This is a genomic window from Roseibium sp., assembly GCF_965216085.1.
Lineage (GTDB): Bacteria > Pseudomonadota > Alphaproteobacteria > Rhizobiales > Stappiaceae > Roseibium.
On the sequence record NZ_OZ244138.1, the window covers coordinates 851661 to 876426 of the forward strand.

General features: G+C 54.1%; 17 protein-coding genes. 16 read left to right on the plus strand and 1 reads right to left on the minus strand.

Going from position 1 to position 24766, the window contains the following annotated elements:
- Positions 1 to 23: 23 nt before the first annotated feature.
- The 15 genes from ACOOFE_RS04015 (at position 24) to ACOOFE_RS04085 (ending at position 21879) form a co-directional block, all read left to right on the plus strand.
- The gene (locus ACOOFE_RS04015; protein ID WP_420413762.1) at positions 24 to 1367 is read left to right on the plus strand and encodes a Na(+)-translocating NADH-quinone reductase subunit A; all 1344 of its coding nucleotides are present in this window, start codon (positions 24 to 26) and stop codon (positions 1365 to 1367) included.
- Positions 1368 to 1370: 3 nt separating this feature from the next.
- Positions 1371 to 2570, plus strand: coding sequence for an NADH:ubiquinone reductase (Na(+)-transporting) subunit B (locus tag ACOOFE_RS04020; protein ID WP_141185234.1), 1200 nt, complete (start codon positions 1371 to 1373; stop codon positions 2568 to 2570).
- Positions 2563 to 3378 (plus strand): Na(+)-translocating NADH-quinone reductase subunit C, encoded by an 816-nt coding sequence (locus ACOOFE_RS04025; protein ID WP_420413763.1) that lies wholly within the window; start codon positions 2563 to 2565, stop codon positions 3376 to 3378. The genes ACOOFE_RS04020 and ACOOFE_RS04025 overlap by 8 nt, the downstream gene beginning before the upstream one ends.
- Complete coding sequence (locus tag ACOOFE_RS04030; RefSeq protein ID WP_141185236.1) at positions 3378 to 4031, plus strand: NADH:ubiquinone reductase (Na(+)-transporting) subunit D; 654 nt, start codon at positions 3378 to 3380, stop codon at positions 4029 to 4031. Before ACOOFE_RS04025 ends, ACOOFE_RS04030 begins: the two co-directional genes overlap by 1 nt.
- Entirely contained in the window at positions 4031 to 4639 is a 609-nt protein-coding gene (nqrE, locus tag ACOOFE_RS04035) for an NADH:ubiquinone reductase (Na(+)-transporting) subunit E (protein WP_420413764.1), read from the plus strand. Before ACOOFE_RS04030 ends, nqrE begins: the two co-directional genes overlap by 1 nt.
- Positions 4640 to 4651: 12 nt before the next feature.
- Positions 4652 to 5872 carry an NADH:ubiquinone reductase (Na(+)-transporting) subunit F gene (gene nqrF, locus ACOOFE_RS04040; protein ID WP_420413765.1) on the plus strand — a complete coding sequence of 407 codons (1221 nt, stop codon included), beginning with the start codon at positions 4652 to 4654 and terminating at the stop codon, positions 5870 to 5872.
- A gap of 392 nt (positions 5873 to 6264) precedes the next feature.
- Positions 6265 to 9369 (plus strand): S8 family serine peptidase, encoded by a 3105-nt coding sequence (locus ACOOFE_RS04045; RefSeq protein ID WP_420413766.1) that lies wholly within the window; start codon positions 6265 to 6267, stop codon positions 9367 to 9369.
- Between the two features lie 135 nt (positions 9370 to 9504).
- Positions 9505 to 9987 (plus strand): hypothetical protein, encoded by a 483-nt coding sequence (locus tag ACOOFE_RS04050; RefSeq protein WP_420413767.1) that lies wholly within the window; start codon positions 9505 to 9507, stop codon positions 9985 to 9987.
- Between the two features lie 102 nt (positions 9988 to 10089).
- Positions 10090 to 11568 carry a PLP-dependent aminotransferase family protein gene (locus tag ACOOFE_RS04055; RefSeq protein ID WP_420413768.1) on the plus strand — a complete coding sequence of 493 codons (1479 nt, stop codon included), beginning with the start codon at positions 10090 to 10092 and terminating at the stop codon, positions 11566 to 11568.
- Between the two features lie 137 nt (positions 11569 to 11705).
- Positions 11706 to 13475, plus strand: a complete 1770-nt coding sequence (gene xsc / locus ACOOFE_RS04060) for a sulfoacetaldehyde acetyltransferase (RefSeq protein WP_420413769.1) — start codon at positions 11706 to 11708, stop codon at positions 13473 to 13475.
- 20 nt (positions 13476 to 13495) lie between these two features.
- Complete coding sequence (locus ACOOFE_RS04065; RefSeq protein ID WP_420413770.1) at positions 13496 to 14653, plus strand: acetate/propionate family kinase; 1158 nt, start codon at positions 13496 to 13498, stop codon at positions 14651 to 14653.
- A 124-nt stretch (positions 14654 to 14777) separates the two neighbouring features.
- Positions 14778 to 15326: a helix-turn-helix domain-containing protein gene (locus ACOOFE_RS04070; RefSeq protein WP_420413771.1), complete on the plus strand. Its 549-nt coding sequence runs from the start codon at positions 14778 to 14780 to the stop codon at positions 15324 to 15326.
- Between the two features lie 24 nt (positions 15327 to 15350).
- A complete protein-coding gene (locus ACOOFE_RS04075) occupies positions 15351 to 17798 on the plus strand; it encodes a GcvT family protein (RefSeq protein ID WP_420413772.1) in 2448 nt (815 codons plus the stop codon).
- Between the two features lie 54 nt (positions 17799 to 17852).
- Entirely contained in the window at positions 17853 to 20294 is a 2442-nt protein-coding gene (locus tag ACOOFE_RS04080) for a GcvT family protein (protein ID WP_420413773.1), read from the plus strand.
- 31 nt (positions 20295 to 20325) lie between these two features.
- Positions 20326 to 21879: a trimethylamine methyltransferase family protein gene (locus tag ACOOFE_RS04085; protein ID WP_420413774.1), complete on the plus strand. Its 1554-nt coding sequence runs from the start codon at positions 20326 to 20328 to the stop codon at positions 21877 to 21879.
- 138 nt (positions 21880 to 22017) lie between these two features.
- Here the strand turns inward: ACOOFE_RS04085 and ACOOFE_RS04090 are convergent, their stop codons facing one another.
- Complete coding sequence (locus ACOOFE_RS04090; RefSeq protein ID WP_420413775.1) at positions 22018 to 23400, minus strand: aspartate aminotransferase family protein; 1383 nt, start codon at positions 23398 to 23400, stop codon at positions 22018 to 22020.
- Positions 23401 to 23742: 342 nt separating this feature from the next.
- Between ACOOFE_RS04090 and ACOOFE_RS04095 the strand changes: the two genes are divergently transcribed.
- Positions 23743 to 24741, plus strand: a complete 999-nt coding sequence (locus ACOOFE_RS04095) for an ABC transporter substrate-binding protein (protein ID WP_420413776.1) — start codon at positions 23743 to 23745, stop codon at positions 24739 to 24741.
- Positions 24742 to 24766: the final 25 nt, after the last annotated feature.

Here is a 24766-nt window from a genome sequence, read left to right on the forward strand (position 1 = left end):
ATCGAATTCTGGAGGCCGGATGCGTGCAAAGTTTTAAACTCAAAAAAGGTCTGGATCTACCTGTACAGGGAGCGCCAGTCCAAGAGATTGACGCTAAAGGGGAGATCCGAACCGCTGCGGTGCTTGCCGCGGACTATATTGGTTTGAAACCCCGCCTGGTTGTTCAAGAAGGTGATTCGGTCGGTGTTGGCGCCCCGGTGTTTTTCCACAAGGATACACCGGATGTGATGGTTACCTCTCCGGTCTCTGGTCGCGTGAAGGCGATTAACCGCGGTGCCCGTCGTGTTCTGATCAGCGTTGAGATCGAAGTAGATACATCTGCGGCCGAACCGGTCGATTTTTCAGGCGTAGGCGATGTGTCGACACCAGAAGGGCTTGTTGAACGTCTTTGTGCATCCGGATTGTGGACCTCATTCCAGACCCGTCCGTATTCGAAAGTTCCGGATCCAGCGACACGGCCTGCCGCACTTTTTGTAACTGCAATGGATACGGAGCCGTTATCGGCTGATGCAGCTGTCATCATCAATGACAGCAGTGCTGCTTTCGAAAAAGGCCTCGAAGCAATCAAATCCCTGAGTGCAGGAAAAACATATCTTTGCTGTGAGACCGGGGCAAACATCCCTGGCCTTTCAATGGACGGGATTGACGTTGCTGGGTTCTCCGGACCGCATCCTGCAGGTCTGGCTGGAACCCACATCCATTTCCTGGATGCGCCGAGCGCAGAAAAAACCGTTTGGGCAATTGGCTATCAGGACGTCATAGCGATTGGCCGCCTACTGGAAACCGGCCAGTATGATCCGGCTAGAGTCATCGCACTGTCCGGCCCAATGTGTTCCAAGCCGCGCCTCATCCGAACGGTTGCCGGTGCTTCTATGGCCGAACTGACCGACGGTGAAATCTCTAGTGATGCGCCTATTCGCCTCATTTCCGGCTCTATCCTGAGTGGCCGTCTGGGAGAAGGGCATAGTGCTTATCTTGGACGGTATGCCCGGCAGATGACCCTGATCGAAGAGGATCAGAAACAGAATATGCTCGGATGGATCCTACCAATGCCATCCAAGTATGCTGTTCAACCAGTTCTGGGCTCAGCCTTCTCCAAAAAACTATATGCGCTGACGTCGAACCTGAATGGCGGACGTCGTGCAATGGTGCCACTGGGTACGTTCGAAGAGCTTATGCCGCAGGATTTTCTGCCCACTCAGCTGTTGCGTGCATTGCTGGTAATGGATACGGATCAGGCCCAAGCGCTTGGCGCTTTGGAACTGGATGAAGAAGATCTGGGGCTGGTGGGCTTTGCTTGCCCTGCCAAATATGAATATGGCATGGCGCTTCGCGACTGCCTCACCAAAATCGAAAAGGAGGGCTAGACCTTGGGTCTGCGCAACTTCTTCGACCGCATCGAGCCTTATTTCGTCAAGGGCGGCAAATACGAGAAGTTTTTCCCCATCTACGAGATGGTGGAAAGCTTGGTCTACACACCGAAAACAGTGACGACAGCCGCGCCGCATGCGCGGTCTTACGTCGACATGAAACGGATCATGACCTACGTGGTCATCGCAACGTTCCCATGTATTTTGTTCGGGCTGTATAATGTCGGCTTTCAAGTCAACTTGGCGCTGACGGGCACAGAGCCGTCCGGCTGGCGGGCTTGGATAATCGAGGCGCTTGGCATCGGTTTCAATCCGGCAAATCCGTTCGCCAACTTCATGCATGGCCTGATGTACTTCCTGCCGATCTATCTAACAACTCTGGTCGTCGGAGGTATCTGGGAAGTTCTGTTTGCGACCGTGCGCGGTCACGAGGTGAACGAGGGCTTTCTCGTCACATCGATGCTGTATTCCTTGATCCTTCCAGCTTCCGCACCTTTGTGGCAGGTGGCTTTGGGAATCTCCTTCGGTGTTGTGATCGGCAAGGAAGTGTTCGGCGGAACCGGCAAGAACTTCCTCAATCCGGCGCTAGTCGGGCGGGCGTTCTTGTATTTTGCCTATCCGGCGCAAATGTCCGGCGATACCATCTGGACGCCGGTTGACGGTTTTTCCGGGGCAACGGCTCTTTCTGTCTCCGCTTCCGAGGGCTATCAACAGCTGGCAGCCAATGGCATGAGCTGGACGACGTCTTTCCTTGGCACGATTCAAGGCAGTATCGGTGAAACCTCCACCCTGGCCTGTTTGATCGGCCTGGCCTTCCTGCTGATTACAAAAATCGCAAACTGGCGCCTGATTGTTGGCTGTATGGCCGGAATGATGGCCTTCTCCACTTTGCTCAACATCATTGGCTCAGACAGCAATCCGATGTTTGCTATGCCGTGGTACTGGCACCTCGTGGTCGGTGGCTTTGCATTTGGCTTGGTCTTTATGGTCACCGAACCGGTGTCGGCCTCTCATACCAATCTCGGACGGTACATCTACGGTGCCTTGATCGGGGTTATGGTGGTGATGATCAGGGTCATCAATCCGGCTTTCCCGGAAGGAATGATGCTGGCAATTCTGTTCGGTAATGTTTTCGCACCACTTATCGATTATTTCGTGGTGCAGGCAAACATCAAACGCAGGGCGAAACGAAATGCCTGAAGACAGCGGACACAACAAAAACAAAGGCTTCCTGCGGCGTTTTCTAGACCTACCGACGGATTCAATTCCGAAGACGATTTTCGTCGCCGTTTCGGTCTGTCTGGTCGCGTCCATGATCGTGTCGGCCGCGGCGGTTTCGCTGCGCCCGCTGCAAGAAGTGAACAAACTGAAAGACAAGCAGATCAACATTCTGCAGGTTGCTGGTCTTTACGACCCGCAGGCCGATGTTGTTGAGGCTTTTTCGGTTTTTGAGCCGCAGGTGCTGGAACTGGAAACAGGCAAATTCACGGACCAGTTTGATGCTGCAACGTTCGATGACCGGGCAGCGGCTTCTGATCCTGCCTTGTCAGTGGCGTTGACGGATGACCCCGCATCGATCGGGCGCAAGTCCAAGTATGTGACGGTTTATCTGCTCCGCAAGGACGACGGCAGCCTCGACAAAGTGGTTTTGCCGATCCACGGCTATGGCCTTTGGTCAACGCTGTACGGTTTTATCTCGCTTGAAGCCAACGGCAACGACATCTATGGCCTGCAGTTCTATAGCCACGGTGAAACACCCGGTCTCGGCGCAGAAGTGGACAATCCGCGCTGGAAATCACTTTGGAAGGGCAAGAAGCTGGCGGATGATAGCGGCGAACTGCTCATCACCGTGGCAAAGACCGCACCTGCACAAGGCGAGGACTTTCATGTCGATGCCCTGGCTGGTGCTACGCTGACAACAGTCGGTGTCGACAACCTTGTCCGTTTCTGGATGGGTGAAGCTGGGTTTGCACCGTTCCTTGAAAACCTTAAAGCAGGAGAGATCTGATGGCGCAGACCAGAAGAAGCATGTTGATCGACCCGCTGGTCGACAACAATCCGATCACTCTTCAGGTTCTTGGGATTTGTTCTGCCCTTGCGGTGACTTCGTCCTTGCAAGTTGCCTTTGTGATGACCGTCGCAGTGACATTCGTGACGGCTTTCTCGTCAATGTTCATCTCCATTCTGAGAAACCATATTCCGGGTGCGATCCGGATTATCGTCCAGATGGTAATCATCGCATCGCTGGTGATCTTGGTGGACCAGGTGCTCAAGGCTTACCTCTTTGAAATCTCTAAAACGCTTTCGGTTTTTGTTGGCCTGATCATCACCAATTGCATCGTGATGGGCCGCGCGGAAGCGTTCGCGATGAAAAACCCGCCGCTTGACTCCTTTATCGATGGGATTGGCAACGGGCTCGGTTATGGCTTGATCCTGATGCTGGTCGGCGTCATCCGGGAATTGTTCGGCTCCGGCAGCCTCTTCGGTGTGACCATTCTGGAAACCGTGAACAATGGTGGCTGGTATGTGCCGAACGGGATGCTGCTGCTGCCGCCTTCGGCATTCTTCATCATTGGTTTGCTGATCTGGGCATTCCGCTCCTGGAAGCCGGAGCAGGTCGAAGAACCTGAGTACAAGATCCAAGTGGTGGATGCGCACTGATGGAACAGCTGATTTCCCTTGCCGTTAAGGCCATCTTTGTCGAGAACCTGGCGCTGTCGTTTTTCCTCGGCATGTGTACGTTCATCGCCGTGTCGAAGAAAATCTCAACGGCACTTGGCCTTGGTATTTCGGTCATGGTTGTTCAGGCGATCACCGTTCCTGCCAACAACCTCATTCTGACCTATCTCCTGGCCCCGGGCGCATTGGCTTGGGCTGGATTTAGCGATGTTGATCTGACCTTCTTGGGATTGATCTCCTATATCGGAGTGATTGCAGCCCTGGTTCAGATCCTGGAAATGGTGCTCGATAAGTACTTCCCTCCGCTTTACAACGCGCTCGGCGTGTTCCTGCCACTCATCACCGTGAACTGCGCCATTCTTGGTGGCTCACTTTTCATGGTGGAGCGGGACTACAACTTTCCGGAAGCCGTCACCTATGGCGTGTCCTCTGGCTTTGGTTGGGCGTTGGCGATCACAGCCATGGCCGGAGTTCGCGAAAAGCTGAAGTATTCCGACATTCCGGAAGGCCTTCAGGGTCTGGGCATCACCTTTATCACCGCAGGTCTGATGGCGTTGGCCTTCATGTCCTTCAGCGGCGTCAAACTGTAACGGGAGAGCCCTGTGGCCACATTAGGACTAGGCATACTGCTCTTTACCCTGATCGTGCTGGCGCTTGTCACGATCATTCTTGCAGCGCGCTCAAAGCTCGTGTCGACCGGCAACGTCAACATCTCCATCAACGGTGAGAAGACGATCTCTGTCCCGGCCGGCGGCAAGCTGTTGCAAACTCTGGCCGAACAAAAGTTGTTCGTTCCCTCTGCTTGCGGCGGTGGCGGCACTTGTGCCCAGTGCCGGGTGAAGGTGCATTCCGGCGGCGGATCTATCCTGCCGACCGAGGAAAGCCATATCACCAAGCGCGAAGCGGCCTGCGGCGACCGCTTGTCCTGCCAGGTCGCTGTCAAACAGGACATGGAGATCGAGGTTCCTGAAGAGGTCTTCGGCGTCAAGAAGTGGGAATGTACGGTTCGTTCCAATGAGAACGTTGCGACCTTCATTAAGGCGCTCGTTCTTGAATTGCCGGAAGGCGAGGACGTCAATTTCCGCGCTGGTGGATACATTCAGATTGAAGCGCCAGCGCACCATCTGAAATACACCGAATTTGATGTTGAAGACGAGTACCGGGAAGACTGGGACCGCTTCAACCTCTGGCAATATGAATCCAATGTCGATGAACCGGTTGAGCGGGCCTATTCCATGGCCAACTATCCGGAAGAAAAAGGCATGATTATGCTTAATGTCCGTGTGGCTTCGCCACCACCGGGATCGGCAGGCATTCCTCCGGGCAAGATGTCCAGCTACATCTTCAATCTGAAGCCGGGCGATAAAGTTACGATTTCCGGTCCGTTTGGCGAGTTCTTTGCGCGCGACACCGAAAAGGAAATGGTTTTCATTGGCGGTGGTGCCGGCATGGCGCCGATGCGCAGCCATATCTTTGACCAGCTCAAGCGGCTTCACTCCAAACGTAAGATCAGCTTCTGGTATGGCGCCCGCTCCAAACGCGAGATGTTCTTCGTTGAAGACTTTGACAGCCTCGCCGCCGAAAACGAGAACTTCGAGTGGCATGTGGCCCTGTCCGACGCGCTGCCGGAAGACGAGTGGGAAGGTTACACAGGGTTCATCCACAACGTGCTCTATCACGAGTATCTGAGGGATCATCCAGCGCCAGAAGACTGCGAATTCTACATGTGCGGACCGCCCATCATGAACCAGTCCGTCATCAATATGTTGCTTGAACTTGGGGTAGACCGCGAAGACATCATGCTGGACGACTTCGGCGGATAACACATCTTTCGCTCAATCAATGGCGACTTGAATTCTGGAGAGGGTTGGCTCATGGCTGACCCTCTTTTGTTTTTAGATAATGAACAATTGGTATGTTGATCTGTCGGGACTAATGGCGCTCACCTGGATGATTGCTGGTTGCGCGTAGAAAGATCATTCTAGGTCAAATTAAACCAAGGGTATGTAGCGGCGGTCGATGCATCTTGGTTACCCTACGTCATGTATGTTAAGTTTAGCGCTTGGCATCATAATTTGACGTAGATCAAAGCCAGTTAAACTTTAATATATTCATAATTTCATATCTAGTCGCGTGTTGATTTGCGTGGAGTCCGCGAAATCATCTGCGTCAAGTAAATCCAAAAGTGTCCGGACATTGTCTATGGGAGGGCAATATGGCTGATGTTTTTAGGTTTTTTAATCCCGCTACAGGGTCTCACTATTTTGCAGTTGGTGATGTTGAAAGGGCACAAATCGCTGCTGCCAATCCAACATGGTTGAATGAAGGGGCAGCATTTCAAGCGCTCACAACTCAAGCCACTGGAACCATACCGGTAGTTCGTCTCTTCAATGCAGATACGGGCAGGTATTTGTTCACCTCAAATGCCGAAGAAATTGCCATCGTTCAAACTCAAGGATTTACCATTCAAGATTCCGCGGTTTGGTACGTCAGTGCAACTGATGGCGGTGCAGAAGGGTATGGTACGGCTGTGGTTCGGATCTATGTCCCTGCTCTAAACAGTCATGTGTATTCTTCGAACCAGCAAGAAATTGATACGTTGATAAATACCCTTGGCGGGGTCAATGAAGGTGCGGCTTATTTCATAAGCTCTACTGGCGTTAATGACAGCATAAAAACTGATCCTGATTCCGGTATTAACTATGGCGATAGTGACGAAAAGGTCGGCACCACCACGATCGAACTGGCCATCGATTCTACTGAATTTGAAGGGATGACAGCCCAAAGTTCAGACCAAATAAATCTAACAGCGTTCAGAGCGGATTCCCGGTTTTCTGGCATTGATGGAACCGGTCAGACCGTCGTTGTGATCGACACTGGTATTGACCTCAACCATCCGGCATTCGGTCCGGATACGAATGGAGACGGGGTCTCAGACAGAATTGTCTATCATCAAGACTTTTCTCAAGATGGCGATGGAACAGTCAATGATGTCGATGGCCATGGTTCGCATGTGGCATCAATTGTTGCCAGTTCTGCGGGCGGTTATACAGGCATGGCTCCGAATGCCAACATCATTGCTTTGCAAGGCCTTGGTAACAATGGTGGTGGTAGTTTTGGCGATGTCGAGAAAGCCCTTCAATGGGTTGTCCGCAACGCTTCTGCTTACAACATAACTGCTGTGAATATGTCGCTGGGCGCGACAACGAACGTCAATGTTGAACAAGCTAATCCATATGGCCTAGCCGACGAATTAGTGGCATTAAACAACTTGGGTGTGATTACCGTTGTGGCCGCCGGAAATGACTATGCTCAGTTCCAGGTTGAGGGCACTTCTAATCTATCGGCGGATCCGAATTCACTTGCCGTTGGTGCAGTTTGGTCAGGGGATTTCGGCAAAGTCGGCCTGGACAACACAACGGCGGCTGACAGGATAACGAACTTCTCCCAGCGCAGCGACGACATTCCATCAGTCATGGCGCCGGGGGCGCTCATTACAGGAGCCGCACCAGGCGGTGGCACGGTTCAGTTGCAAGGGACGAGTATGGCCGCCCCTCACATTGCCGGCATTGCAGCGCTCGCTCAGCAACTCGCAAACCAAACGATCGGGCGTTCGTTAACACCTGCAGAATTTGAAACCCTGCTGCACCAATCTGGTGTCACCATCTTTGACGGAGATGACGAAGATAATAGTTTGGCCGCGACAAACACAAACTATCAACGTGTTGATGTTCTGGCATTAGGTGAAGCCATATTGGCTCTAAGTGGTGGCACCACCCCTACACCGACGCCAACTGATACGATCGCAGATAACACATCAACGACCGCAGGTCTGACCGTTGGTCAGGACTTTTCCTCTAGTATCGATTTTTCCGGCGATTCCGATTGGATCCGGGTTTCTCTAACCTCCGGTCAAAACTACACAGTAGATGTGCTAGGATCTCCGTCTTCTGCAGGAACGCTCTCCGACCCGACGTTGACACTTCGTGATAGTCTGGGGAATGTCATTACTTATAATGACGATGGTGGCACCGGGTACGAGTCACGGCTGGAATATACGCCCGTAAGCTCAGGCACATATTATCTGGATGTGGCTGCATACGGGAGCGCGACAGGCACTTATGTCGTCAGAACATCGTCCACCGGCGGCAGCACCGACATCGCAGGTGATACATCAACGACTGCTACGATAACAGCCGGCAGCACGGTCACTGGCACGCTTGACTTTGCGGTGGATCGCGATTGGTACCAAATTCAGCTCACCGCAGGTGGCATCTACCAGATTGATCTGAAAGGGGCGCCATCAGGTGCGGGCACGATTGCCGACCCATATGTCCGACTCTACAACTCTTCCGGTCAGCTTGTTGACTACAATGACGACGGTGGCACTGGGCTGGAATCCTTGTTGCAGTACACGCCAAGCACTACTGGCACTTACTACATTTCAGCAGGGTCTTTCCGCAACCAAGATCTCGGGACCTATTCACTGAGTGTCAGCCAAACAGGGCAGTCGACGCAGGACATTCCCGGAGATTCATCGACGACTTCGGTCATCACAGGGACGACAAGCGTCAATACCAGCACGCTTGAATCTGCCGGTGACACCGATTGGTTCCGGCTTGATGTAACGGCCGGTAGCTCTTACCAGATTGATCTGGAAGGAACTGGATCCAGTGCGTTGTCGGATCCATTGGTTCGAGTTGTGACCGCCGCAGGTACAGAACTGGCCCGGAACGATGACGGCGGGACTGGCTTGAACTCGCAACTCATCTATTCGCCAACCACGACCGGCACGGTCTATATCTCAGCTGAAGCCTACGGAAACTATTACAGTGGAGATTATCAGCTGACCGTGGTGCAAACGTCCGTTGGCGGTGCAGATATCCCTGATGATACCTCGACGACCCAAACGGTCACACTCAACTCCGCTATGCAAAGCGACTTGGGTTTTGTGGGAGATGAAGACTGGTTTGCCTGGGATATCGTCGCCGGAACATCCTATCAGGTCTCGCTTGCTGGTGTTGGGCCCAATGAACTGTCGGATCCTCTTCTCCGGATCTATGATTCCACCGGCACAAGCGTTCTGTTGTCAAACGATGACGGCGGCACAGGCCTTGACTCGCTGCTGAATGTTACTGCGACAAGCTCAGGACGGGTTTACATAGAAGCCGATTCCTACGGCGGCTTCTATACCGGCGACTACCAGTTGCTGGTGACAGTCACCGGTACAAGTGCTCTGTCCGGGGCCCGTCTCGCAGATGATGACGGAGTGCAAATTCTTGCCACAACCGAGGTTCTAGATCCATTTGCGGGGATGTAGAGCGCATCTGAGCTCCAGATCGGAGCTGAAGTTGGCGGAAGGGGCAAATATTTGCCCCTTTTTCCATCTGCGTCAGCAGCTTTGCGTTTCTTGATGGCATGCAGGCTGTTCAGCACGACAAGCAGGGCCGATTTTATGATCCGGATGACGTGTTTCGTTGGATGTTTGTTTTGGGCTTTTGGCAGCGCCGAGACTGCGTTTGGATTGGATTACTCAAAAATGGGATTGAGCCGCGGTGAGGTCATTAACATCGCAGGCCAAGTTAACAAAATGATTCCGGAAAAGGTGATCGCTTCACAGCAAGTGAACATGAAAAACAACAAGTATTCTGTTCGTTTTTCAGGCGGGAAGCTAAATTATCGTTTCTCGGTATTGGTGCCCAACCATTGTTACAAAAATGGCCGGGTGAGCCATTTTAAAAAGAAATCGGACACGGGAAGAGGTTCAAGCATTATTTTCAACGTTGAAATTCTTCATCAACCGGGTCTGTGTTCTCAATCCGTTAAAACCCTCAAATATTCTGGTTCTATCGCGATTGGAAATACCAAACCGGATCACGTTTATGTCCGGCTTTTGAACCGTCTTTCGGGAACTGAAACCGTCGAGCAAGTGTTCTAGACCGCGGCGCTGTATAAGTGTTGAAGCGGCCCTGGAAGGATGTTGAACCAAAAAAAGCTTGAAACGTTCGGGACGCCTGGTGTCAACTGATCAGACCAGTTGATGTCTATGATAGGTCCAGAAGTGGCGATCAAACCAGAGCAATTCCATTTAGATCCAAAATTCGAAGGTACCCTTCAGCAACAAATCCAGCATCTTGTCAGTCAAGGTGTATTGTCTGGCCGGTTCTTGCCAAATGAACGGATGCCGTCTAGCCGGAAGTTGGCCAGTTGGCTGGGCGTGAGCCGAATTACAGTAACACTGGCTTATGCGGAATTGGTCGCAAATGACTACCTGACCTCTCGGGGGCGATCTGGGTATTTTGTCTCTGATAGCGCCCCGCCGCCGCCTATGATTAATGTTGCGGATCGTGAGCAGCAAGAAGCCATCAGTTGGCAAGGAATGATCAGCTCCCGCTATTCCTATCGCACTAGTTTGGTGCGGCCATCAGACTGGCGCGACTATCCTTATCCCTTCATCTACGGCCAGCCGGATGCGCGCCTGTTTGATCACGACAACTGGCGGCGCTGTGCGCTGGAAGCGCTGGGCCGGAAAAATTTCGAAAGCATGACGGCTGATCCATATGAGCAGGATGATCCCAAGCTCATCGAATATATCGTCCGCAACATTCTCCCACGGCGGGGGATCTCCGCACAGCAGGATGAAATCCTGATTACGATGGGAGCTCAAAACGCGCTTTGGCTGTGCGCGCAGGTGTTGCTGACCAATGGCCGCGTCGCTGCGATCGAGAACCCGTGTTATCCTGGACTACGCGATATTCTGGATCAAACCAGCTGCCAAATCGCTCAGGTGAATGTTGACGAGAATGGCTTGCCGCCTGATGACATTCCGAAAGATACGCAAGTGGTGTTCACCACTGCCAGCCATCAGTGTCCGACCAACACCACGATGCCTTTGGACCGCCGCCGCGCCCTATTATCCCGGTCCGTGGACGAAGGATTCGTAATCGTGGAAGACGACTACGAGTTCGAAATGGCTTTTCAAAAAGCGCCGACACCGGCGCTGAAGTCGCTCGATCGTGCCGGCACTGTTATTTATGTTGGTTCGTTTTCCAAATCCCTCTTTCCAGGACTGCGGTTGGGATACATCGTTGCCGCAAAACCGCTGATCCGGGAAGCGCGCGCACTTAGAGCGCTGGTGTTGCGGCATCCACCTGGACATATCCAGCGCACGACAGCCTATTTTCTATCGCTCGGCTACCATGATGCCATGGTCAACAGGATGGGCCAGGCCTATCGCCGCAGACGGTCCGTCATGGATAAAGCCATCCGGGATTACGGTCTTCAAATCGCCAGCGGCGGCAATCATGGTGGATCGAGTTTTTGGATGCGGGCGCCAGAGCGGGTCAACACCAGTGAACTGGCCATAACACTTCGCCGAAGCGGCGTCGTGATCGATCAAGGCCGAGCCTTTTTTGACCGCTCTGATGACAATCATTGTTATTATCGGTTGGCATACTCCTCGATTCCGTCAGCACGAATCCCCGAAGGAATTGGCCGGATTGCAGAGGCTATGAGGTAAGCTTCGTATCAGGCGCCTAAACTGGCTATACCAAGCCCCTGAAACTGGCCCTAAGACCGGCGCTCGAAGCGCGGCATGAAATCACTTCAAGTTCATATCAGCCAGCCGTTAGGTCAAGGCGAGGGAGTGCGTTTCAAATGAAAATGACAACAGAGGAAGCTTTCGTAAAGGTCCTGCAAAGACACGGGATTGAGCATGCCTTCGGGATCATTGGATCCGCCTTCATGCCAATTTCTGACCTGTTCCCGAAAGCGGGCATCACCTTCTGGGATTGTGCTCATGAAGGCTCGGGCGGAATGATGGCTGACGGTTACACCCGTGCAACCGGCAAACTCAGCATGATGATTGCCCAAAACGGCCCAGGCATTACCAACTTCGTCACCGCTGTTAAGACGGCTTACTGGAATCATACGCCATTGCTTCTGGTCACACCGCAAGCTGCCAATAAAACTTTGGGGCAGGGCGGCTTCCAGGAAGTTGAGCAAATGGCCTTGTTCAAAGACATGGTCGCCTATCAGGAAGAAGTTCGGGATCCGTCGCGTGTTGCTGAGGTCTTGAACCGGGTGATCCTTCAAGCCAAACGTGCCAGTGCACCGGCACAGATCAATATGCCGCGCGATTTCTGGACGCAGGTGATCGATATCGATCTGCCCGCTATCGTTGATTTTGAACGCCCTTCCGGAGGAGACACGGCTATCCAGGAAGCGGCAGATCTATTGAGCAGTGCAAAGAACCCGGTGATCCTCAATGGTGCCGGTGTGGTTCTGGCGGATGCTATTGGAGACAGCATTGCGCTTGCCGAACGGCTCGATGCGCCGGTGTGCTGCGGTTATCAGCACAATGATGCGTTTCCAGGGTCGCACCGGTTGTTTGCAGGGCCTCTCGGTTACAATGGATCCAAAGCGGGGATGGAGCTGATTGCCAAAGCAGATGTGGTTTTGGCGCTAGGGACACGGCTCAATCCATTCTCTACATTGCCGGGATACGGCATGGATTACTGGCCGAAGGACGCAAAGATCATCCAGATCGACATCAATCCGGACAGGATCGGTCTGACCAAACCCGTGAGCGTCGGTATTGTCGGCGATGCCAAGAAAGTTGCGCAGTCCTTGCTTGCAAAGCTCTCTCCAGATGCCGGGGACAGTGGCCGCGAAGAGCGGAAACACGAGATTGCGCAGACAAAGTCCCGTTGGGCCCAACAATTGTCGTCCATGGATCATGAGGACGATGATCCGGGGACTTCTTGGAACGAGCGTGCACGGGCTGCGAAGCCGGACTGGCTCAGCCCGCGCAAAGCCTGGCGGGCGATCCAGGCAGCGCTTCCGCGCGAAGCGATCATCAGTTCAGACATTGGCAACAACTGTGCGATCGGCAATGCCTATCCGAGCTTTGAAGCCGGGCGGAAATATCTGGCGCCCGGTCTTTTTGGGCCGTGCGGTTACGGTCTTCCTGCGATTGTAGGCGCCAAGATCGGGTGTCCGGACACCCCGGTTGTTGGGTTTGCAGGGGATGGCGCATTTGGGATTGCGGTTACCGAGCTCACCGCCATCGGCCGTAGCGAATGGCCGGCGATCACAATGGTAGTTTTCCGCAATTATCAATGGGGAGCTGAAAAGCGGAACTCTACGCTCTGGTACGACGACAATTTCGTCGGGACCGAACTTGATGACAACGTCAGCTACGCGGCGATTGCAAAAGCGTGTGGTCTCCAGGGCGAAGTCGCCCGAACCATGGACGAGTTGACCGAAAAACTTGATGCTGCGGTCAAGGATCAGATGGAAAACGGCAAAACCACCCTTGTCGAAGTTCTGATCAACCAGGAGCTTGGCGAGCCCTTCCGCCGGGATGCCATGAAGAAACCGGTCGTGGTCGCCGGGATTGACCCGGCTGATATGCGCCCGCAATAAAAATGTAAGGTGATTGCTTGATGGGCGGCATATTGGTTCTCAATTCCGGATCGTCGTCCATCAAGTTCGCTGTTTTTGACGGACATCTCGAACAAATTCTGTCCGGCAGTGCTACCGAGATCGGTGGCGCTTCGGTTCTGAAGTTTACTTCCAAAGATAAGATCAGCAAGGAAACGTTGGTTTCTTTACCGAACCACTCTGCTGCGCTTAGCGCAATTCTGGAGGCGGTTCACAATGCGGGCATCGATGTCACGGATCTGGCGGGAGCAGGGCATCGTGTCGTGCATGGGGGGGCGTCCCTCCAAGCCTCCATCGGCGTGGATGCGGCGGTTATCAAGGAAATCCAGCGCTGCAGTGATCTGGCTCCCTTGCACAATCCTCACAATCTGGCAGCGATTGAGGCGCTTGGTGACTTGGCGCCAGATTTGTTGCAGGTCGCGTGTTTCGATACTGCTTTTCATGCCACCAATCCGGAAGTGGCCCAGCGTTACGCACTACCGGACAGTCCGGAGATGAAAAACTTCCGGCGGTACGGGTTTCACGGCATTTCCTATCAAGGGCTAGTGAACACATTGGCCGATCGCGCTCCAGACGGTGTGCCGGATCGGCTGCTTGCGCTCCACCTGGGCAACGGTGCCAGCCTTTGCGCCATCAAATCCGGCCAATCGGTCGCAACGACCATGGGATACTCGCCGCTAGAAGGCCTTACAATGGGAACGCGGTGCGGCAGCATCGATGGCAATTTGGTTTTGCGTCTGGCCGAGCAATTCGGGGTTGACGAGACATCTCAGATTTTGAACCGGAAAAGCGGACTGCTTGGGCTCGGCGGCATTTCGGATATGAGGGCCTTGCATGCATTCGGGACTGATGCCGCCCAGTTCGCCATCAATCACTTTTGTTATTGGGCGGTCCGTCATGCGGGATCGATGATTGCGGCGATGGGTGGTCTGGATGGGATCGCGTTTACCGGGGGGATCGGTGAGAATGATGCGCTGGTCCGGCAGAAAATTCTTTCAGGGTTGACTTGGCTCGATGCGGATTACGATCCTGAGGCCAATGATAACAATGCGTTTCGGATCGATGCCGCCGGTTCTTCAATCCCGATTTGGATCGTTGAAGCCGAAGAAGAAAAAACAATAGCGGCGGAAACGCAAAGACTGCTGAAGCAGTTCCACTAGGTTGAATTCCGGTTGCTCTCATTAGAAATGTCGTTTTTCGACAACGAATGTCGTGAAAATTTCTTTCCTTTTTTCATTTTTTGTGTGAAATTTTTTAAAGAAATTTCACGGAGCCGGAATTGGTATGGCTGATTTGGGTGCAGATTTACGCGCACTTCGAAAAACAAAAGGGATCACCCTGACCGAACTTGCAGAGCGCCTCGGCAAATCGGTCGGTTGGCTCAGCCAGATCGAGCGCGGCATTTCAAAACTGTCGAGCGAGGATATCGATCGCCTAGCCGATGTGTTTGACGTTGCCCCATCGCTCCTGGACGGCAGGGAAGGTCCGGACGTTCGTGAAAATGGAATAATCGTCCGGTCTTCCGATCGGCGCATGATTGGCGAGCGAGTGCCGGGACTGGTCGAAGAACTTCTTTCGCCCGATCTCACAGACAGTTTTGAAGTCATCCACTCTACATTTCTTCCAGGTTCAGAACGGGAAGATGCAATCAACAGACCGACCCAGGAGCTGGCCTTTTTGGTGTCTGGAAAACTGAAAATCTGGCTCGAAGATGAGCCATTTCTTATCCGCCAAGGCGACTCCTTTCGGATCCGAGGAGACAAGTATCGCTGGGCAAATCCTTTTGATGAACCAGCTGTCGCAGTCTGGATCATTTCACCTCCTGTTTATTAATCCCTGACTCAACCGGAGCCAGCCATGTCGGAATTTCCTAGCACAGCACGTGTCGTGATCATCGGGGGAGGGGCTGTCGGTGCCTCGGTTCTCTATCATCTTGGTCTGGCTGGATGGAACAATTGTGTTCTTTTGGAGAAGAACGAGCTGACAGCTGGAAGTACCTGGCATGCGGCCGGAAACATCCCGACATTCTCGTCCAGTTGGGCGGTCATGAATATGCAGCGGTATTCCACGGAGCTTTACCGGCGGCTGGGTGATGAGGTGGATTATCCGATCAACTACCATGTCACGGGATCTGTTCGGCTGGCGCACTCGAAAAACCGCATGATGGAATTTGAACGGGCCAACAGCATGGCCCGGCGGCAGGGCATTGACTCAGCCATGATGTCGCTCGCGGACCTTAAGGACGCTTACCCGTTCCTGGAGACACATGACTTGGAGGGTGCATTCTGGGATCCCACTGACGGCGATATGGATCCGGCCCAGCTTACTCAGGCGCTGGCAAAAGGTGCGCGCGCCATGGGTCAGAAGATCCTGCGCTTTACACCCGCGACTGGTGTCCGCCGGAAGAACGATGAATGGATCGTAGAGACTGAAAAGGGCGATATCCGATGCGAGTATGTTGTTAATGCCGCCGGATATTATGCGCAGCGTGTTGGTGAATGGTTCAAACCCTATGGTGGCCGCACCGTGCCAATGATGGTGATGAGCCATCAGTACCTCCTGACTGAACAGATGGATGAGCTGGCCGCCTGGACCAAGGAAAGTGGCAAAAAACTGCCGCTCCTTCGGGATGTGGATTCTTCTTATTATCTGCGCCAGGAAAACACCGGCCTGAATCTCGGTCCCTACGAACGCAACTGTAAAGCACATTGGATCACGCCCGATGATCCGATGCCGGATGATTTCAGCTTCCAGCTCTACCCAGACGATCTCGACCGCCTGGAATGGTACATAGAAGATGCCATGGCGCGGGTGCCGCTGCTTGGCCAGTCTGGTATTTCGAAGGTTATTAATGGCCCCATCCCATATGCCCCAGACGGTATCCCTCTATTGGGTCCAATGCCTGGTGTGAAGAACGCCTTTGAAGCCTGTGTCTTCACTTTCGGAATTGCCCAGGCGGGTGGTGCTGGCAAGATCCTCACCGAGTGGATCACCGAAGGGGAAACTGAGTGGGACTGTTGGGGACTCGATCCCCGGCGTTACACCGATTACACCGACCACGACTATTGTGTTGCCAAAGGAATGGAAATTTATGGCCATGAATACGCAATGCATTATCCGCATTACGAATGGCCTGAAGGGCGGGACAAAAAGCTTTCGCCTGTGCATGAGACCCTGAAAGCTTCTGGCGCCCAATTCGGCGCTTACAACGGTTGGGAGCGCGCTAACTGGTTCGCTAAAGAAGGTGACGATACCTCATTGGAGGGTGCCGAGACCTGGATGCGGAAGGGGCCTTGGTTCGAGCGGGTGCGCGAAGAAGCGCTTGCTGTTCGGGATGGTGTCGGCGTTCTTGACCTACCCGGATTTTCACGTTTCAAATTGTCAGGCTCGGGAGCTGCAGATTGGCTGCGCGGGCGCATCGCCGGTGGTTTGCCGAAGATCGGGCGCATGACGCTTGCCTATTTTCCGACCTCGAAGGGCCGGGTTCATACGGAAATGTCGATCGTTCGCTATGGTGAGGATGACTTCGTCTTGATCACCGCGGCTGTGGCGCAATGGCATGATTTTGAAATCCTTGCGATGCACATGCCGGATCATCTCAACCTCACAGACATCACCACTGAGCTGTCGACTCTCATTGTCACTGGGCCGAAATCACGGGAGCTTTTCGAAGCGATCGGAACCAGCGCCGATCTCACTCTGCCATGGTTGAGCATTCAAAAAGCGGACGTTGCCGGGATCGCCTGTGAGCTTTACCGGGTGAGTTTTGCCGGCGAACTTGGATGGGAAATCCATGCGCCGCTGGCCGATATTCCTGCGGTTTATGCTGCAGTGACGAAGGCGGGGGCGGCGCCGTTTGGAATGTATGCTCTCAACAGCCTTCGGATCGAAAAAGGATACCGGGCATGGAAGGGCGATCTCAGCACCGACTACACCTTGCTGGAATCCGGTCTGGATCGGTTCACCAAGCTGGACAAAGAAGAAGACTTCCCCGGAAAGACTGCCCTTCTCAATGAAAAGCAGCAAGGTTCGAAACAGCGCTTCGTAACACTCAAGGTGGACAGCGATGAGATCGACCCGCCGTATATGTCGAACATCTGGATGAATGGAAACATTGTGGGCGAGACCACGTCCGCGGCCTATGGTTTCCGGATTGATGCCTGTGTGGCGCTTGGCATGGTTCGGGAAGATTTGGCCCATCCAGATACCGCGCTTGAGATCGAGGTGTATGGTGAAAGAGTTTCGGCCACGGTCCAGCCGGACGCCCCACTCTGGGATCCTCAAAATCAAAGGCTCAGAGCCTAAATGCGCGCCGTCTAACCAAGACACTTTGATCAATTGCTATTTGAACGAGGTCCCATGGCCATTCCTTCAAAAGCCCGTGTTGTCATTATCGGTGGCGGTGTTATCGGGTGTTCCGTTGCCTACCATCTGGCAAAAAAGGGCTGGAGCGACATCCTTCTTTTAGAGCGTAAACAGCTCACCAGCGGCACGACATGGCATGCAGCTGGGCTGATAGCCCAGCTCCGGGCGACCCAGAACATGACCCGCCTTGCCAAATACAGCCAGGAGCTCTACGGCTCTCTGGAAGAGGAAACCGGTCTGTCGACAGGCTTCCGGCGATGCGGGTCGATCACTATGGCTCTGACGGATGAACGCCGGGAGGAAATCCTCCGTCAGGCCTCAATGGCGCGGGCTTTTGGCGTTGAAGTCGAGGAGATTTCGCTTTCAGAAGTCAATCAGCGCTATCCGCATGTCAGCACCGATGGAGCCACAGCGGCCGTCTATCTCCCGCTCGATGGGCAGGGCGATCCAGCCAACATCGCGCTGGCACTTGCCAAAGGCGCCCGGCAAAAAGGTGCAAAGGTTCTTGAGCGGGTCAAGGTTACAGGGATCGAAGTCAAAGACCGCCGTGCCACTGGTGTTGCCTGGGAACACGAGGGTGAAATTGGGTTTGTTGAGGCCGACATGGTCGTCAATTGTGGCGGCATGTGGGGCCACGAGGTAGGCCGCATGGCCGGGGTCAACGTCCCGCTTCATGCCTGCGAACATTTTTACATCGTCACCGAACAGATTGATGGGTTGGGACAACTACCGGTCCTGCGTGTCCCCGACGAGTGTGCCTACTACAAGGAAGATGCCGGCAAGATGCTGCTTGGGGCGTTCGAACCGAATGCCAAGCCATGGGGTATGAACGGTATTCCCGACCGGTTTGAATTCGATCAGCTGCCGGAAGATTTTGATCATTTCGAACCGATCCTGGCAGCTGCTGTCGAGCGCATGCCGATGCTGGCAGAGGCGGGCATTCACACGTTCTTCAATGGGCCGGAAAGCTTCACGCCGGATGACGCCTATCATCTGGGTCTGGCACCGGAACTGGAAAACTTCTGGGTCGCGGCAGGGTTCAATTCCATCGGCATTCAGTCCGCTGGAGGGGCCGGAATGGCGCTGGCTGCCTGGATGGATAGCGGCGAAAAACCGTTTGATCTCGGTGATGTCGACATTTCCCGCATGCAACCGTTCCAGGGGAACAAGACCTATTTGTTCGAACGGTCCAAGGAAACCTTGGGACTTCTGTACGCAGACCATTTTCCGTACCGTCAAAAAGCGACCGCACGTGGCATTCGCCGCTCCCCGCTTCACGCGCATCTTTTGGAGCAAGGTGCTGTGATGGGGGAACTCGCGGGATGGGAACGCGCCAACTGGTACGCCGATAAAAGCCAGGCCCCGGCCTATCAGTATTCGTGGAAACGTCAGAATTGGTTTGAAAACAGTGCGCGCGAGCACATGGCGATCCGCGAAAATGTAGGCCTCTACGACATGAGTTCGTTCGGCAAGATCCGCGTAGAAGGGCCGGACGCAGAGCGGTTTCTGAACCATGTTTGCGGCGCGGACATGAGTGTGCCGGCTGGCCGGATCGTTTATACGCAAATGCTGAACAGCAAAGGCGGCATCGAAGCGGATGTGACGGTCACACGGATCAGCGAAACCGCCTATCTGATGGTCACCCCCGCCGCGACCCGTTTGGCTGATCAGACCTGGATGCGCCGGCATGTAGGCGATCATCAGGTTGTCCTTACCGATGTGACCAGCGGTGAAGCCGTTCTGGCGGTTATGGGGCCAAAGTCCCGGGATCTGCTTGCTCGTGTTTCGCCGAATGATTTTTCCAATGAGGTCAATCCGTTCGGCACCGCTCAAGACATCGAAATTGGTATGGCGCTCGCCCGGGCACACCGGGTCAGCTATGTCGGGGAATTGGGCTGGGAAATCTATGTGCCGACCGAATTTGCTGCTCATGCGTTCGAAACTCTTTGGGAGGCAGGGCAGGACGCCGGGCTCAAACTCTGTGGCCTGCACGCCATGGACAGTTGCCGGATGGAAAAGGCCTTCCGGCACTTCGGCCATGACATCACTTGCGAAGATCATGTCATCGACGCCGGTCTTGGCTTTGCCGCCAAGACTGCCAAACCGGATTTCATTGGCCGCGATGCCGTTCTGAAACGCAAGGAAACTGGTCCCACAAGCAGATTAGTTCAGTTCCTGCTGAAGGATCCGGAACCCATGCTCTACCACGCAGAGCCGATCCTTCGTGACGGCAAAGTCTGCGGTTACTTGTCTTCTGGCGCTTTCGCACATGCGTTGGGTGCTGCTGCTGGCCTCGGCTACGTGCCGTGCGAAGGCGAGAGCGCGGCAGATGTTTTGGCGTCTACATACGAAATCGAAGTGGCCGGGCAGCGGATTGCTGCTCAGACGTCCCTCAAACCAATGTACGACCCGCGGTCAGAGCGGGTGAAAGCATAAAGCGCAAGTCGATCTTTAGGGAGGAGAGTCGATGGTTCAGGAAGAGATGACACCGGCCCCGCGCCGGTCCGGACGTTCCGGTGGACGGGCTGCGCGCAAGGCTTTGCGGGCAGCGCCTCTTGCCGATAACATCCGGCCAATCCGTCCCGGAATGAGTGGCGGTCGCTACAAGCCCATGACCGATGCCGGTGTGGAACGCATTCATCAGGCTGCACTCGAAGCGTTGGAAGTGATCGGCCTGTCGCAAGCCCCACAATCCGGCATCGATGCGATGACGGCAGCCGGTGCGGAACTTGGCGATGATGGCCGTCTGCGGTTTCCCCGGGCACTGGTCGAAGACATGCTGGCAAAGGCGGCGCGTAACATAACGCTGCACGGCAGGGATCCGAAATATGATCTGCACCTCAGCGGGTCGAACGTGCATTACGGCACCGGTGGCGCGGCCGTGCATTTGGTCGACCTGGAAACCAACACCTACCGGGAAACGACCGCGCAAGATCTTTATGACGCTGCCCGGATTGTGCAGAATTTGGACAATGTCCACTTCTTCCAGCGGGCTATGGTCTGCCGGGATGTGACCGACAATTTGGAAATGGACCTGAACACGCTTTATGCCTGCTGTTCCGGTACGCAAAAACATATCGGCACGTCTTTTTCAGACCCTTCTTATGTGGCGCCATGCTTTGAGTTGATCCACGAAATCGCAGGTGGGGAAGATGTTTGGCGAAATCGGCCATTCATCTCCAATTCCAACTGTTTTGTCGTGCCGCCAATGAAGTTTGCCGAGGAAAGCTGTGTTGCCATGGAGCACTGTATTCGCGGTGGCATGCCGGTTCTGCTGCTCAGCGCTGGTCAGGCAGGTGCCACGGCGCCGGCCCCGATTGCGTCTGCCATTGTTCAGGCTGTGGCTGAATGCTTGGCAGGCGTCGTCTATGTCAACAGCATCAAACCGGGGCATCCGGCAATCTTTGGTACCTGGCCGTTTGTAAGCGATCTGCGTACGGGTGCTATGTCCGGCGGGTCTGCTGAGCAAGCGCTTCTGACTGCTGGCTGTGCCCAAATGCACCGTTTCTACGACCTGCCTGGTGGTGCTGCGGGTGGTATTTCGGATTCCAAATTGCCGGACATGCAAGCCGGCTGGGAACAGGCCAACAACAATACGCTGGCCGGGCTCTCCGGGTTAAATATGGTCTATGAGGCAGTTGGCATGCACGCGTCTCTGCTAGGCTTTTGTCTGGAATCGCTGATCCTCGGCGACGATGTGCTCGGCCAGTCTTTAAGAACTGTGCGGGGCATTGATGTCACCGAGGACAGCACGTCAATCGAGGTCATGAAATCGGTCTGTCTGGAGGGGCCTGGCCACTATCTCGGCAGCGAGCAGACGCTGGCATTGATGCAGACAGAATATGTCTACCCGGCTCTTGGTAACCGCATGAGCCCAAAAGAGTGGGTAGAAGCGGATCGGCCAATCCTTCTGGAAAAGGCAATCGCGCGCAAGAACGAGATCCTAGCAACGGCCCCGAGCCAAATTGCAGAAGATCTTGATCGTGCAATCCGAGACCGTCTGAACATTTACTTCAACTAATAAATAGAACGGCAGCCTGATCACTCGGCTGCCGTTGGAAACATCGATCCTTCCCCTCGACTACCCCGGCCAATAGCCGGGGACTTTTTTGGTTCCGACACAATGTCGGGGCGGAGAGGAGTTAGCTCCGCTCTTGCCTCAGCCGAAAACCGCGGTCAAAGCTTCATCGATCGTATTTGTGATCTGATCAATGTCGTCAGCTGTCGCGATCAGGGCAGGCGCCAGGCACAAAGTGTTGTTTAACCCTGGCAATGCCCGGTTTGTCATGCCGATGATCACACCTTGTGCCATACAATGCCCGACGACAGCTTGAACTTTGGCTTCATCAGCCGGTTCCTTGCTTTGCCGGTCGGCGACCAGTTCTGCGCCGGCAAACAACCCGCGGCCACGGACATCGCCGACCACTGCATGTTTGGCTTTCAGGCCTTCCAGATTTTCCATAAGCCGTGCGCCCATGGCGAGGGTGTTGTCGAGCAGACCCTCGTCTTCGATGATACGCATGTTTTCAAGTGCCGCCGCAGGTCCAGCTGCACATCCGGCATAGGTCGAAATGTCCCGGAAGTAGCTGAGGGGATCGCCTGAATCATCTTTGAACATGTCAAAGACTTCTTCCGTTGTCACTGTGCAGGAGATTGCTGCATACCCGGACGCAACCCCTTTTGCCATGGTAACGAAATCCGGCTTGATGCCAAATTGCTGATAACCGAACCAAGTTCCTAGGCGGCCAACACCGCAAACCACTTCATCCAAATGGATCAGGATTTGGTGCCGTTTGCAGATCTCTTGGACGCGCTCCCAATAACCTTCCGGCGGAACTATGACACCGCCACCCGCTGTCATAGTTTCCAGACAGATCGCACCGATTGTGTCCGGTCCTTCGCGCAGGATAACTTCTTCAATCGCATCGGCTGCCCGTTCGCCGTAGGCTTCCGCACTGTCATATTGATTGCGGTATTCCAAACAATGCGGGACAGGAACAAATCCTGGCGTGAATGGGCCATAATGCGCTGAGCGCTCGTCTTGACCACCTGCAGACAAAGCTGTGATGGTCGTACCGTGATAGTCCCGGTCCCGATAAAGGATTTTCGATTTCTTCCCACCGTGATGCAGCTGAGAAATCTGCCGCACCATCTTGAAGACTTTTTCGTTCGCCTCTGATCCGGAGTTTGAATAAAACACGCGGCTCATGCCCGGCATTTTAGAGATCAACCGTTCGGCAAACAGAGCGCCAGGAACAGAGCCGAGCGTATTTGCAAAGAAGTTCATCGACACAAGTTGGTCACGCACAGCGTCGGCGATGCTTTCCCGGCCATATCCGACATTCACGGTCCACACACCGCCGGAGACGGCATCAAGGTGTTCTTTGCCGTTCGCATCCCAGACCTTAAGGCCCTTGCCCTCAACTATGATCCGGGGATCAACGGTTTCAAAGGCTTTGTGCTGAATTAAATGGTGCCAAACGTGTGCCTTATCGGCTGCAATGACATCGGAATTGTCGTTTTTTGCGAGAACAGCATCCACGGTAACACCTCCATGGTTTTGGTGGAAATCCATCTGGCCTTCGGCCTTAGCTTTGTATCTGGCCGGTCGCAAATTCCTTTGCAAACAAACCATCGCAATGCACAATCTTGCGTCACTGTGCATAGCCACCAACCACGCAATAGGGCCAGTGTGTTGCCAGGTATAAGTCCAGACTGTTTCCATTGCTTGCCAGCAGAAATCTCAGCTCATACGCTTTTTCACGGATAAACGGCAGCGGAAGAATTGCCGTGCTCAACAGAACAAGACCGTGGCAATTGCCGGGAATCCGATCTCGAAATTCTGGGATCTCCCGGCAGGGCAATTAACAGATGGAGTGGAACAATGGCGTTGAAATCGAAACTTGGTGGTGCTGTGGGGCTCTTGGCCTTGATGGGAATGTTTCAACCGGCATCAGCGGAAGAGCTGACGGTCGCTTACTTCCTCGAATGGCCGATGCCATTTCAATATGCCAAGGTGACTGGCAAGTATGATGAGGCTCTGGGTATGAAGGTCAATTGGGTGTCCTTCGATACCGGGACCGCTATGTCCGCTGCCATGGCTTCTGGAGATGTTCAGATTGCTGTCAGCCAGGGCGTGCCGCCATTCGTTGTCGCCACATCCGCGGGCCAAGATCTACAGATTGTCGATGTTGCTGTCAGTTACGCAGAAAATGACAATTGTGTCGTTGCTGAAAAGCTGGAAATCGACAAAGACAGCGCAGGTGAATTGGCCGGTAAGAAGGTGGGTGTTCCGATCGGAACGGCTGCGCATTACGGCTTCTTGAAGCAGATGGAGCATTTTGGCGTCGACATCAACACAATGGATATTGTTGATATGGCTCCGCCGGATGGGGCTGCTGCTTTTGCCCAAGGCAGCCTTGATTTGGTGTGTGGCTGGGGCGGCGCGCTGCGCCGAATGAAGGAGCACGGCAACGTCCTCCTGACCGGTAAGGAAAAGGAAGAACTTGGTATCCTGGTGTTCGATGTGACATCGGCTCCGGCTTCATTCGTTGCTGAAGAGAGCGAAACTCTGGCGAAGTTCCTTAAAGTCACCGCCGATGCCAACGCTATGTGGAACTCGGGCGATAACACGGCGGAAATGCTGCCTGTGATTGCAAAAGATGCTGGTATGTCGGAAGATGACACAGCAAGCACAATGGCAACTTTCGAGTTCCCCAATGTGGATGATCAGCTCAGCGGTAAATGGCTGGGTGGCGGGTCCCAGAATTTCATGAAGGGTGTTGCTGAGGTCTTCGTGAAAGCTGGAAGCATTCCTTCTGCCCGCGACTCTTATGAGGGCGCTGTTGACACGTCACCGCTTGGCGCAGCTTCGAAAATGTAAATTGCGATCTGGCTGACACGATGCA

Bases quoted from the DNA above. Each gene is read 5' to 3' on its own strand.
- ACOOFE_RS04025 (WP_420413763.1), top strand. From the start codon at position 2,563: ATGCCTGAAGACAGCGGACACAACAAAAACAAAGGCTTCCTGCGGCGT.
- ACOOFE_RS04050 (WP_420413767.1), top strand. From the start codon at position 9,505: ATGATCCGGATGACGTGTTTCGTTGGATGTTTGTTTTGGGCTTTTGGC.
- ACOOFE_RS04070 (WP_420413771.1), top strand. From the start codon at position 14,778: ATGGCTGATTTGGGTGCAGATTTACGCGCACTTCGAAAAACAAAAGGG.
- ACOOFE_RS04065 (WP_420413770.1), top strand. From the start codon at position 13,496: ATGGGCGGCATATTGGTTCTCAATTCCGGATCGTCGTCCATCAAGTTC.
- ACOOFE_RS04075 (WP_420413772.1), top strand. From the start codon at position 15,351: ATGTCGGAATTTCCTAGCACAGCACGTGTCGTGATCATCGGGGGAGGG.
- nqrE (WP_420413764.1), top strand. From the start codon at position 4,031: ATGGAACAGCTGATTTCCCTTGCCGTTAAGGCCATCTTTGTCGAGAAC.
- ACOOFE_RS04095 (WP_420413776.1), top strand. From the start codon at position 23,743: ATGGCGTTGAAATCGAAACTTGGTGGTGCTGTGGGGCTCTTGGCCTTG.
- ACOOFE_RS04080 (WP_420413773.1), top strand. From the start codon at position 17,853: ATGGCCATTCCTTCAAAAGCCCGTGTTGTCATTATCGGTGGCGGTGTT.
- ACOOFE_RS04030 (WP_141185236.1), top strand. From the start codon at position 3,378: ATGGCGCAGACCAGAAGAAGCATGTTGATCGACCCGCTGGTCGACAAC.
- ACOOFE_RS04085 (WP_420413774.1), top strand. From the start codon at position 20,326: ATGGTTCAGGAAGAGATGACACCGGCCCCGCGCCGGTCCGGACGTTCC.
- ACOOFE_RS04045 (WP_420413766.1), top strand. From the start codon at position 6,265: ATGGCTGATGTTTTTAGGTTTTTTAATCCCGCTACAGGGTCTCACTAT.
- ACOOFE_RS04055 (WP_420413768.1), top strand. From the start codon at position 10,090: ATGTCTATGATAGGTCCAGAAGTGGCGATCAAACCAGAGCAATTCCAT.
- xsc (WP_420413769.1), top strand. From the start codon at position 11,706: ATGAAAATGACAACAGAGGAAGCTTTCGTAAAGGTCCTGCAAAGACAC.